We start from the raw sequence: 11867 nt of genomic DNA, 5'->3' as shown, positions 1-11867 counted from the left end.
GCCCGACCATCACTGGCCCGGCTATGCCGATGACCCGAGACACGCCCATTCCGATGACGCGAGACACCCCTATTCCGATGTCCTGAGCCCGGACACCCCCTCGCGCACGTTGTGGGAGCCGCCTCTGACCAGGTCGAACAGGACTTGGGAGGAGGCGGTTTCTCTTTCATGCAACACCTCATGAAACAACGGGCCGCGAGCGAAGGCTCCTTAGGGGCGTTCTCCGTGGGCGTCGGCCGCGAACAGCTCCGTCAGCCGTCGGCCCGCGTGCTACGTTCGGGCCGTGGCTAGACCCAGTGAGGTCCTCGGCAGCGTGGTCGCCGCCAGCGAGCGCGAGCAGCTCGAGACGTTCCTGGATTACCTGCGCGACGCCGTCGTGCGCAAGGCCCGCGGGGTGTCGGAGGAGGATGCCCGGCGCAGCCCGGTGCCGACCGGCACCAACCTCGGCGGCCTGATCAAACACCTGCGGTGGGTGGAACTGGGCGGGTTCGCCGAGCAGATCGGGCAGATCCCCGCCGCGGAGCTGCCCACGCCGCCGTGGACCGACGCAGAACCGGAGGCCGATCTGCGTCTGGAGCCGAACGAGACGCTCGACGACGTCATCGGCGCCTACCAGGCGGAGTGCGACCGCTCCCGCGAGATCGCCGCCCAGCACAGCCTCGACTACGCACCGCGGGGCAGCGAGTTGACGTTGCGGTGGGTGTACCTGCACGTGATCCTGGAGACCGGCCGGCACGCGGGCCACGCGGACATCCTGCGCGAGATGATCGACGGCAGCGTCGGCGACTGACTGCTCGTGGCGCGTAGTCGGTCCGTGTTCCGGTCAGCGGAGGCTTGTGCTCGAGGTGGCTACGGGCTCTCAACCGATGCGGAACCGTGGACATGGCTCGATGAGAGCCGGGCGGGCTGGAGACTCTCACAAAACAGTGCAGCGCCGGGGCACCACTACTGGCATCGATACCCGGGATGCTTCTATGTCGTGTCAAGCCGCTGATGCGGGCGCTTCGGGCGGCGGGTGGGCTGCGGCCAGGGTCCGGAAGATCTGCCGTCCGACGTAGCGTTTGAGGCAGCGCCGGATCTCCTTGGTGGTCTTGCCTTCGGCCAGGCGCCGGTCGAGGTAGGCGCGGGTGCCCGGGTCGGTCCGCATCCGGGTCAGCACGATCGTGTTGAGCGCGCGGTTGAGCCGTCGGTCGCCGCCGCGGTTGAGCCGGTGTCGCACGGTGTTGCCCGACGATGCTGGGATCGGGCAGGTGCCTGCGATCGATGCGAACGCGGCCTCGCTACGGATCCGGCCGGGATGGGACCACACGGTCAGGATCACTGCGGCGGTGATAGCGCCGACGCCGGGCAGGTCGAGCAGCTCGGGCGCCTGCGTGGCGACGAGCTCGGTGAGCTGATCACGGTTGTCGGACAGTTCTTGATCGAGGAGGAGGATCCGCTTGGCGAGGCGAACCGCCTCGGCTCGAGCGGTCGCGATGCCGAGTGTCTCCTCGCGTCGGCGCCAGCCAGCGATCGTGGAGATCTGCGGTGCCGACAGCGCGCGTCGGGCGTCGAGGCCCAGGTCGTGGCTGCGGGCCAGAGCGGTGAGCGCGTTGATGCATCGCAGCCGGTCGGCATTGAGCTGATCCCGGGCCACCGTCAGCACCTGCAGGGCGGCCTGGGCCTCGCCCGCGCGGCGGTCCCGCAACATGGTCAGTGGCAGTGCGAGTGTCGAACGCGCGGCCAGCACCGCGTCGAGGGTGTCGGTCTTCCCGCGGCCGCGTTCGCGGCGGGGTGTAGGGGCCTCGACGACCCGGTACCCGGTCTCCTCGAGGAGATCGCCCAGCACGGCGCCGTAGGAGCCGGTTCCCTCGGCTGCGACCAGGACGCCGTCGAGGTCACCCTCGGTGCGGCGGCCGATCCACTCACGCGCTCTGCGCAACCCGGCCGCGGTTGTCGGGAAGGTGGCCTGGTCGAGCAGAGCACCGGTGGGTGCGGCGACGATCGCGTAACTGTGGGTCGCGGCATGGGTGTCGACCCCGCCCACGTGCCGGTAGAAGTCAGCCACGGTGGCAGGCAGACTGGACAAGACGATGTTCTCCTCACTCGCTGGGCGGACGTCGTTGCCGGTGTCGGCCCAGGGTGAGAGTCACTACGAGGCGGGCCTGTAACGAGCCACGCCATAGGGACGGAAGTCCCGCAGGCGGGCATGCTTCTGATCAAGCCATCGTGGTGGGCCAGGGTCGGCGCCGGCACCCAGCGCCCGATGGACAGATCCCGGGCACGACACCCACGAGGGGTCAGACGATTCAGGAGTCACAACGGACGCCGAGCGACCGGCACTAACCCTGCCAGCCAGCCCCAGGCCAGCCACCACGAACACTTACAGACGTTTCAGGCAGCATCGCCCGAGAAGCCGTGTAATTCTTTTGCTCCGCGGTGACGGAGTGGCCTCCCTGATTGGATCCCGCGGCTGTCTTCGCCCTTGACACCGACGAGGTCATCGAGCTCGGCCCACAGAATTGGGCCATCGAGATGGTCTCGACGGCCGGGACTGGACCAGCCCGAGACCGATCCCGTGACCCTGCCACGGCATGTCGGGACATCGATAGTTCGGTGTCCCGACTCTTCTGTGTTTCTCGCAGGCTGTGTCGGCGTCTGACCTGCGCACGCGCGATGATGGCGGTGTGGTGCGGATGATCGATGTGGCCCGGGAAGCGGGCGTCTCGGCGATGACCGTGTCGAACGTGATCAACGGACGGCCGGGAGTCAGCGCGGAGACCCGTCTGCGGGTCTTGGAGATCGTCTCGAAGCTCGGCTACCAGGTGAACCTCGCCGCCCGGAACCTGCGGGCCGGTCGCAGCGGCGCGATCGGTCTGATCGTCCCGGACATCGACAGGCCGTACTACGCGCATCTTGCCGGTCGTCTCGCTGCAGGCCTCGAGCGTCGCGGTCTGCACCTCGTGGTCGAGCGCACCGGTGGTGACGCGGAACGAGAACTCGAAGCACTCTCGTACGGACGTCTGCATCGCTACGACGGCGTCATCGTCAGCCCACTGCGCGTCGCGGCGGGTGATCTCGACCGGCTGCGTTTCGATACGCCGGTGGTGTTCATCGGTGAATCGCCGGTCCCGACGATCTACGACCACGTCATGATGGACAACGTCGGCGGTGCCCGCGCGGCGACCCGCCACCTCATCACGACCGGTTCGCGCCGCATTGTCATCTTCGGCGGCCGGCGGGAGCTGGATGTGGACGACATGCCTTCGCTGCGGACACGCGGCTACCTCGAAGCGCACACCGAGCTCGGTGTGGAGGTCGATGAGCAGTTGGTCGTCGAGGTGGAGTCCTTCGATCCCGGGACGGCCCTACGTGCGATCAAGGAGCTGCACGCGGCGGGCATCGAGTTCGACGGGGTGTTCGCGCTGACCGACGCGGCTGCGATGGGGGTCCTCCGGGCCTTGACGGATCTCGGCATCGCCATACCGCACGATGTCCAGGTGGTCGGGTTCGACAACGGCACCGAGACCGAGTTCCTGGTGCCGAGGTTGTCCTCCGTCGAGCCTGGGAACGATGCGATGGCGGAGCGGGTGCTCGAGCTGCTCGAGCGCCGCATCTCCGCCGTCGATCACCCCGATGACCCGCCCGAGGCGGTGACGACGGTGGTCAACGCCCAGCTGGTGCTGCGTGAGACCACCCGCTGAGGACTGTGCCGGTCGTACTCAGTCGGTGGCGCTCAGGTTGAAGTACGAGCGCGCATCCGGTGGGCGTATGTCGTACACGGCATCACGGAAGAGTTGCATGGGACGCGGCGTGAACGGATGCCGCGCTATCGCTTCCTCGTCGATGTCGATACCGAGCCCGACGTCCGTGGGGACGAGGACATCGCCCTCGGGCGTCAACGTCAACCGCTCGTTGGTGATGTCAGGTCGCCAGGGGACGTCGGTCGCCATGATCTCCAGGTACCGGAAGTTGGGGAGCGTGGCGGCGAGTTGCAAGGTGGCGGCGGTGCTCAGCGGCCCGCTGGGGTTGTGCGGGGCGAATCCGACGTAGTTCACGGCGGCGAGGTTGGAGATGAACGCGAGTTCGGAAAGGCCGCCCGCGTGGGTGACATCGGGTTGGACGAAGTCGACGGCCTGCCGGGACAGCGCCGGGAAGAAGCCTTGACGCCCGAACCAACGCTCGCCGGCGGCGATCGGAACGGGTGACTTCTTCCGGATGTCGATGAGGGCGTCGAGATTGTCGGGGGGACACGGTTCTTCGAACCAGACCGGGTCGAACTGGGCGATCTCGCGCGCGACGAGCGTTGCGTGGCGGACGTCGAAGCGCCCGTGACCCTCGATGAACAGGTCGATATCGGGGCCGACGGCCGACCGGACCGCTTCGATCTGGGCCAGCACCCGGTCGAGCTGCTGCGTCGTGATCACCAGGTCGTAGTTCTCGAACGGGTCCCACTTGAGGCCACGGAATCCAGTCTCGACCGTTCGCACCGCCGCCCGCGCGTAATCCTCCGCAGTGACGGCACCGGAGAACCAGCCGTTGGCGTAGGCGCGTATCCGGTCGCGCGTTGCTCCACCGAGTAGGCGGGAGGCCGGCACACCGAGCTCCCGGGCAGATATGTCCCACATGGCCATCTCGAGGGCGCTCAACGCGGTCATGATGACCGGCCCCCCGCGCCAGTACCAGTCCCGCGCCAGCTCGTACACGGTCCCGGCGATGCGTGTGGGATCCAGTCCTGTCACGGCCTCGGCGAGCTCCGCGATCGCACCCTCGACCGCGCGTTCCTTCCCCTCGAGCGTCGCCTCGCCGAGCCCGACGATGCCGACGTCGGTGGAGATGCGCACGATGACGAGGTTGGTTCGATAGAAGTCGACAAGGAAGGTGTCGACAGAAGTGATCTTCATGTGGTGGATCAGCCCTTGACTGCGCCGGCCGTCATGCCGGCGACGACGTATTTTTGTGCGAACAGATAGAACGCCACCGCCGGCAGCGTGAACATAAAGGCGACGGCCATGACGGTTTGAACAGGCGTACCGACCTCTCCGATGAAGCTCGCGATGCCCACCGAAGCCGGTTGCATCTCGGGGGCGTAGATGAACGTGACCGCGAAGACGTACTCGTTCCACGCGTGGAAGAACGCGATGACCGAGGCTGCCGCGATCGACGGCGCGATAAGGGGCACGTTGATGCGCACGAGAAGCGTCAACGGGCGGGCACCGTCCACCCGCCCGGCCTCCTCGAGCTCGCGCGGCACGCCGTCGACCGCTCCCTTGAGAATCAGCGCGACGATCGGGAGCACGAACGCGCCGTTGGCCAGAACGAGGCCGGCCAACGAATCGAGGAGTTCGAAGCGGTCGAACAAGGAGAACAACGGAACAACCAACAGCGCCTCGGGGAGCATCTGCGTCATCAGAAGAACGATCGTCGTCAGCAGCTTTCCCCGAAAAGAGAAACGCGAGAGTGCATAACCGAGAGGGATTCCCAGACCCACGGAGACGGCGGTCGTGCCGAGGGCGACGACGAGGCTGTTGCGCAGCCAGTTCGCGACGTCGCCCGCCGCCAGCGCGTCGACGAACACGCCGAGACGCGTGAGGTCGGGGATCAGGCGTGGCCGCGAGGCGAACAGGTCAGCGTCGCTGGACAGGGCCGTGACGAACATCCAGTACAGCGGGAAGACGGCGATGCCCAGGACGATGAGGACACCGACCACCCGTAACGTCATGCCGATACGCGGACCGCTCATCGAATGCGCTCCTTGTCTGCGCCGCGCACGACGAGCCGGCTGCCGACGATGACAATGAGCGAGATGACGATCCCGACCATCCCGATCGCCGCCGCGTTGCCGAGGTTCTTCGCGTCGAACGCCTCCGAGTAGAGGTCGATGACCAGCGTTTCCGTCGACCCGACCGGGCCACCTCTGGTCATCAGCCAGATGAGTTCGAAGCGCCGAAGGGACCAGATGGTCATGAGCAGGCTGAGCAGTCCGACGGTCGGCTTGATCACCTGCCAGGTGACTGTTTGAAAGATGCGCCAGCGTCCGGCGCCGTCCATCGTGGCGGCTTCGATGAGATCCTTCGGAACTGCTTGTAGCGCCGAGAGCAGGACGACGGAGGCGAGCGGGAAAAGCTGCCAGGTGGTGGTCACGAGAATCGCGGGCAGCGCGTAGACCGGACTGTCGAGGATGGATCCACCCGGGACGCCGAGGCCGATCGCGTTGAGAGCTCGGTTCACGATTCCGTACTGCGGGTTCAGCATCCAGGTGGCGATCAGCGCGACGGCGATGCCAGGGGCTGCCCACGGCACCGTGACGAGCGCCCGAGCGACGCCGCGTCCCCGGAAGTCCCGATTGAGCAGGAGGGCGACGATCAGTCCGACACCGACCGACCCGACGACGCACGCAATGACATACACGAAGGTGATCCGCAGCGTCCGGTGGAATCCGTCCTGGCTGAAGATGTCGGCGAAGTTCTCCAGACCGACCCACTGGCTGCTCGTCGGGTTCAGCAATGAGGTGCGGGTGAAGCTCAGATAGACCTCCTGGACCAGGGGTATCCCTTGGAACAGGACAATGTAGAGAGCGGGAAGGGCGAGGAACAGGTACGGCGTCCAGGCGCTTCCCGAGGCGCTGCGTGTCCGGCGCCGTTTCGCGCCGGGCGCTCTTGTCTGTTCGAGCGCGGTCATGGTCAGTGGTGTCCTCCGGTCAAGGTGACCCTTCGGTCAAGATGGGACGGCGCCGGGCGGAGTCCCTCGCCCGGCGCCGTCGCGGAACTGGCCTCGCGGGAAACTGGCGCGGCCGTCCGGCCGGTGGTCAGCCGACCAGATCGGAAGCTTCTTGCTGGGCGTTGTCGAGCGCGGTCTGGAGGTCGACATTGCCCTGCAGGGCGGCGATCACGTTCTGCACGACGATCCGGCGGATTTCCGGGGTCTGGTCCTCGAAACCGAGGACCACGTGCGGAAGGCTGGAGCTCGTCAGTTCATCGAACGTCGGCAGGTACGGCATCTCGTCGAGCGAGGATTCGCTGCGTTCGGTCGGTGTAGCGACACTGCTGGCGCCGAGGAGCTCCTGCAAGGAGACCTGGTTCTCCGGCTCGAGGGCCCAGCGGATGAAGGTCGCCGCTTCTTCCTGGGACTCGCTGGACTCGTTGATGACGATCGGCGCCAGGATGGCGCCCGGCCGGTTCTCGGGGAACGGGATCGGCGCGACGTCAAAGTTCAGGTCGGGACTCTCGGACGCCAGGTGTGTGGCGTACCCGCCGTTGTTGATCTCCATTCCGACCTTGCCTTCGGCGAACATCCGCCGGAAGGTGGCGGCGTCGGCTCCCCGCGGGATGACGTTTGCGTCGTAGAGGTCCTGATACGCCTGGAGCCCTTCGAGGTTCTCCGGTGAGTTGATGGTGAGGTTCTCGCCGTCGGACCAGGCACCACCGAAACCGTAGACGTAGTTGAAGATGTCCTGCCAGACGCCGGCCTCCTCGGCCTCGGTCTGGCGGAAGGCGAGGCCGAACACATCACCATCAGTGACCGACTGCGCGGTGGCGAAGAACTCGTCGTATGTCGTCGGCGGGTCGGGGATCAGGTCCCTGTTGTAGAACATCGCGTAGTTGGACGCTTCGAAGATGATGCCGTGGCGCACGCCGTCGTGAACCATGAACTGGTCGGGTTGCTCGAGAAGTTCGTACTGGCTGACGTCGACGAGGTCGTCGAGCGGCGCGAGCAACCCCGCCGCGGAGGCCGACTCGAACTCCGGCATGTCGAACCGGACGAGGTCGGGGCCCTCTCCGCCTCCCATCTGAGTCAGGATGGTTTGCCCGAACGTGGGGTACGGGACAGACGCCGCCTCGACACGGATCTCGTCCTGACTGGCGTTGAAGTCATCGACCCACTCTTGGAGCTGAGGGCCGCGTCCCGGGTCGCCGAACGTGGATGCGGCGAACGTGAGCGTGGTGACGCCACCCGCTGAGTTCGATTCGGCGTCGTCCGAGCCGCATGCGGCGGCTACGACGGCAAGACCGACGGCGGTGGCCGCGGCAACGGTGGCGCGGCGCACGGGGGCTCTCCTCATTGAACACTCCTCAGCACGAGAGGTTGATCGTTAAAGTCGTACGTTAGGCGACGTCGGTCGGAGGGGCAATCCGGCGTCAGTGGGCGCTCGAGTGTCGTGCGATCTGACTTACCGGATCGTGGGCAGAGCCATATCGCGGTTTTGTCAAGGGGGAGCGTTCGGGACGGGCGTCTGCGTCAGAGCACCCAGGTACTTGCCGCGGTCAGCGTTGAGGCGAGGTAGGGAACGACGGTGATCGAGATGAGGAAGGCCCAGCCGCCGGTGAGGCGCCGGTGCGGGTTGAGCGGCTCCCGGCGCCAGAACGGCATCGGCTCGAGGACGACGAATGCGAGCCATACGACGGGTGCGCTCATCGCGAGCCAGAACCACGCCCACGCCGTGGCGAGGCGAGGTCGAGGTCCGACGACGAGGAGCAGCAGCGCGGCCACACCGGCCAGACCGAGCAGGTGCCACGTGACGCCCGTCTCGGGTACATGGTCCCGGATCGTCACCTCGACCGCTTCCGGGGATCGTCCTGCCGCCTCGAGGATCTCCTCACCTTGGTCGAACGCGGTGCTCCCGTCGAGCGTGTCGAGCTGGTAGCTCGCGCGCCCGGGTCGACCGTCGCCCGTCCACTCCACCGGAAATCCCCCGGAGGCGCCGGCGCCCTGCGCCGGACGCACGATGGTGACCGTTTCGACGTCACCGCGCTCGAGCCCCGCGAAAAGCTCGTGAAGTGGGCGATCGACGGGTTCCATGACGGATTGGATCACGCCGACGAGTAATCCGACCATCAGTAGGACACGTACCGCGATCATCCGGCTCGGAGCCGGATCGGGCTCCGGAAGGGGTGGCAGCGCGTGCCGCGCTGCCGACCGGTCGTCCGTGAGCGGTACGTGCATGGACGTGACGCTATCGACGGTGCCGCTGACACGGCACTGTTTCGGCCGGCCGGCTGCCTTCCGCGCCGAGTCCGTCCATCGGTGGGCACGCCATGCCATCGCTCGGCACGCCGTCCTCGTGTACCGGAGCTGGACGGCCGATCCCCCAGGTCTTGTTCGGCGTCAAGGTCGCGTCGATCACAATCCGGTTACTGCGGGTTTCCGAATCGCAGGCCTGCGGTGGACCGCAGTCGACTGCGGCACTCCGCAGACTCGGGTGAAGCCGTTCAGAATCGCTGTTCGTGACACGTGTCGGCGCCTAGAGTCAACGTCAGGCCGCGCTCAAAGAATCCGCTCGCTGAGGCTGTCGTGCTGAGTTTACGTATTTGTAACTCGCACACAGGACTACTGGCAAGTCTCGCCACGGGTTGCCCTTTTTCTCGTACGTTAGCTGAGCCGGTCAATTCTTGTCGCGACGCTGCCCTCTGTCGACGCTGACCAGCGATGACACTGTTTCGCGAGGTCATAAGTTGTCCATCTGAGCCCCCCTCGTCGCTGGAGCCTCAGAATCTTCCTCACCCTTGGTAAGAGAGCGGCTTGACCAGCATTGTTGGCGCATGGTTCAGTGCGAGCGCCAGTAAAGTGGTGCCTATCTCATGACGCCTGTTAAGGAGGCAATGTGAGGCATTTGTCCACACCTCGAAGCGGCCCGCCTGATCGGCGCCGCAGATGGTGGCGCCGCGGCCTCGCCGCGGGTGCCGCCTCGACGGTGGCGGTAGCGGGCTACGGCCTGCCGGCAGCGGCCGCCGTCGACAACTATCCCGACGATCCCGCCGAAGCCGAGGCGAGCAACATCGACTCCAGTGTGCTCGGGATCGACCTTGCTGGGGGAGGCCGATCCGACGCCGGCTCGGTGACCAACCCCGGGCCCAACAGCCAGGCGCTGAACGTCGACGTCCTCGGCAGTGAGCTCGTCCAGCTCGGCAACATCGAGATCCCGATCGACCAGCTGATCGACTTTGGCCAGATTGGCGCGCTGCAGTCGGAGTCGGAGGCCACGTCGCCGGTCGACGCCCGCGCCATCTCCGGAATCGCAGCAGGCGACGGGTCGATCACGCTGGACGGGAGCGACGCCGACTTCGGCGCGGCGGAGATCGACCTCCTCAGCCTCTTCAACGAGGCCGGCGTCGACGGCGTCACTGACCTGTTGGTCGACGAGGCCACGATGCGACTCGGTGCCGGCGGTGCCGAAGTCGTGGCCGAGAACGGTGAATTCCTGGACCCGGACGGTGTCGGCGGCCCCGGTCAGTACCGGGCCGGCGAGGCGAGCGTGCTCCTGAGTTCCCCGGCGATCGAAGAGGCCGCGGGAATGATGTACGACGCTGTCGGGCAGATCGACGGGACGATGGAAGACACCGTCAACCAGGTGCTCGACCTGAGCAGCATCATCAATGCTCTGCCTGCCGGCGTCCAGGTCGACGCCACCGTCGAGTCGAACATGCAGGAGGAGATCTTCCAGGCGCTGATCGCTGAGCCGATCACGACCAACAACGAGGTCCTCACCGTCGACTTCTCGACGGGTAGCGCCACTCTCCACCTCGACCAGATCGTCTCGGGAGATCTGCGTCCTGGTCAGCCCTCGGGGATCAACAACCAGAATCCCAACACGGAGCTGATCGACGACGAGCTCTACCCCATGATCGCCGAGACGGTCCACGACCTCATGGAAGAGGCGACGAACATCGCCGTCGGCGCCATCGAGGGAGCACTGGGTAGCGTTACGCTCCATATGACCGCGGGTCTGGAAAGTCCCGCTGGTTCCGCGACGGCCACCTGGGACCTCAACCTGATGGGGGACCTGACCAACATCGACTGCGAGTCGTCTGGTCTGGGTGGTGGCGCGCTGTGCGCGACGCTGACGACAGCGATCAACGCTCTCGGCCCGGCAATCTCCGGCGTCGTCCAGCCGGTTCGCGACTACGTCATCGGTGACGCTGGTCAGGAGATCTTCAACACCCTGATCAACGACATCAAGACTGGCGCGATCACCGTGCCCATCCGCAACGCTCTCGAGCCGTTCATCGAGATGCTTGCACAGGTGGTATCGCTGCAGCTCAACCGCCAGGTCACGGAGGTGTGCACGGCGCCCGACGGCACCGAGCTCGGTTCCAGCCTCGAGGTCTCCGCGTTGAGTCTCGGCCTGGTCCAGGCTGCGGACGGTGCACGCCTGAACATCGGTAACGCGGGCGTTCGGATGGACGCGTGCGGCCTCGCGACGGACCTCGACCTCACGGTCGACCCGACCGAGGTCGAGCCGGGTGAATCGACCGCCGCGACCGGTACCGGCTTCACGCCGGACAGCACGGCTACAGTCGAGCTCATCGGGCCGGACGGCGAGCCTGTTGGCGAGCCGGTCAACGTCGACACTGACGGGAACGGCGAGTTCACGGTTGACCTGCCGGTGCCGGCGGACGCCGCACCGGGCGATTACATCGTCCGCGGTACGGACGAGACCAGCGGCGACCAGGTCGAGACCGCTCTGGTCGTGCTGGAGTCCGGCGGCCTTGACCTGAACATCGGCCTTGACCCGTCGGAGGTTGCTCCGGGTGAGTCGACCACGGTTACTGGTGAGGGTTTCACGCCGGATGCGACGGCGAGTGTTCAGTTGGTGAACCCGGCTGGTGAGCCTGTTGGTGAGCCGGTTCCGGCGGAGACTGACGGCGATGGTGGGTTCACGGTTGACCTTCCGGTTCCGGAGGGTGCTGAGCCGGGTGACTTCACTGTGGTCGGTACCGACGATGAGTCGGGTGAGTCTGCTGAGGCTCCGCTGACTGTCACCGAGGGTGACGGCGGTCCGGGCCCGATTGACCCCTCGATCGCGGTTGACCCGTCGGAGGTTGCTCCGGGTGAGTCGACCACGGTTACTGGTGAGGGTTTCACGCCGGATGCGACGGCGAGTGTTCAGT

Annotated in this window: 9 protein-coding genes; 3 read left to right on the top strand and 6 right to left on the bottom strand. The window is 66.4% G+C overall.

The window, feature by feature from the left end; all coding sequences use genetic code 11:
• Positions 1-283 precede the first annotated feature (283 nt).
• Positions 284-790: a DinB family protein gene (locus ACFSE6_RS08460; RefSeq protein WP_388004992.1), complete on the top strand. Its 507-nt coding sequence runs from the start codon at positions 284-286 to the stop codon at positions 788-790.
• A gap of 192 nt (positions 791-982) precedes the next feature.
• Here the strand turns inward: ACFSE6_RS08460 and ACFSE6_RS08455 are convergent, their stop codons facing one another.
• The gene (locus ACFSE6_RS08455) at positions 983-2068 is read right to left on the bottom strand and encodes an IS110 family RNA-guided transposase (RefSeq protein WP_388004989.1); all 1086 of its coding nucleotides are present in this window, start codon (positions 2066-2068) and stop codon (positions 983-985) included.
• A 607-nt stretch (positions 2069-2675) separates the two neighbouring features.
• Here ACFSE6_RS08455 and ACFSE6_RS08450 point away from each other — a divergent pair.
• Complete coding sequence (locus ACFSE6_RS08450; protein ID WP_388005017.1) at positions 2676-3683, top strand: LacI family DNA-binding transcriptional regulator; 1008 nt, start codon at positions 2676-2678, stop codon at positions 3681-3683.
• Positions 3684-3701: 18 nt separating this feature from the next.
• On the opposite strand, the gene ACFSE6_RS08445 is transcribed toward ACFSE6_RS08450, so the two are convergent.
• From ACFSE6_RS08445 to ACFSE6_RS08425, 5 genes are all read right to left on the bottom strand, one after another.
• The gene (locus ACFSE6_RS08445; protein WP_388004986.1) at positions 3702-4883 is read right to left on the bottom strand and encodes a mandelate racemase/muconate lactonizing enzyme family protein; all 1182 of its coding nucleotides are present in this window, start codon (positions 4881-4883) and stop codon (positions 3702-3704) included.
• 8 nt (positions 4884-4891) lie between these two features.
• On the bottom strand, positions 4892-5722 hold the full coding sequence (locus tag ACFSE6_RS08440) for a carbohydrate ABC transporter permease (RefSeq protein WP_388004983.1): 831 nt from the start codon (positions 5720-5722) through the stop codon (positions 4892-4894).
• Positions 5719-6660 (bottom strand): carbohydrate ABC transporter permease, encoded by a 942-nt coding sequence (locus ACFSE6_RS08435; RefSeq protein ID WP_388004980.1) that lies wholly within the window; start codon positions 6658-6660, stop codon positions 5719-5721. The genes ACFSE6_RS08440 and ACFSE6_RS08435 overlap by 4 nt, the downstream gene beginning before the upstream one ends.
• Before the next feature lie 127 nt (positions 6661-6787).
• On the bottom strand, positions 6788-8041 hold the full coding sequence (locus tag ACFSE6_RS08430) for an ABC transporter substrate-binding protein (RefSeq protein WP_388004977.1): 1254 nt from the start codon (positions 8039-8041) through the stop codon (positions 6788-6790).
• A gap of 176 nt (positions 8042-8217) precedes the next feature.
• Positions 8218-8922, bottom strand: a complete 705-nt coding sequence (locus tag ACFSE6_RS08425; RefSeq protein WP_388004974.1) for a hypothetical protein — start codon at positions 8920-8922, stop codon at positions 8218-8220.
• Positions 8923-9580: 658 nt separating this feature from the next.
• Here ACFSE6_RS08425 and ACFSE6_RS08420 point away from each other — a divergent pair.
• On the top strand, positions 9581-11867 hold a 2287-nt coding region (locus ACFSE6_RS08420; RefSeq protein ID WP_388004971.1), incomplete at its 3' end, for a choice-of-anchor G family protein.

It is taken from the genome of Georgenia deserti (assembly GCF_042680605.1).
GTDB classification, from domain to species: domain Bacteria; phylum Actinomycetota; class Actinomycetes; order Actinomycetales; family Actinomycetaceae; genus Allobogoriella; species Allobogoriella deserti.
Note: the sequence above shows the minus strand (reverse complement) of the source record. Positions and strands in the feature narration are given on the sequence as shown.

Coding starts and splice junctions, on each gene's coding strand:
- ACFSE6_RS08450 (WP_388005017.1), top strand. CDS start 2,676: ATGATCGATGTGGCCCGGGAAGCGGGCGTCTCGGCGATGACCGTGTCG.
- ACFSE6_RS08445 (WP_388004986.1), bottom strand. CDS start 4,883: ATGAAGATCACTTCTGTCGACACCTTCCTTGTCGACTTCTATCGAACC.
- ACFSE6_RS08440 (WP_388004983.1), bottom strand. CDS start 5,722: ATGAGCGGTCCGCGTATCGGCATGACGTTACGGGTGGTCGGTGTCCTC.
- ACFSE6_RS08435 (WP_388004980.1), bottom strand. CDS start 6,660: ATGACCGCGCTCGAACAGACAAGAGCGCCCGGCGCGAAACGGCGCCGG.
- ACFSE6_RS08430 (WP_388004977.1), bottom strand. CDS start 8,041: ATGAGGAGAGCCCCCGTGCGCCGCGCCACCGTTGCCGCGGCCACCGCC.
- ACFSE6_RS08425 (WP_388004974.1), bottom strand. CDS start 8,922: ATGCACGTACCGCTCACGGACGACCGGTCGGCAGCGCGGCACGCGCTG.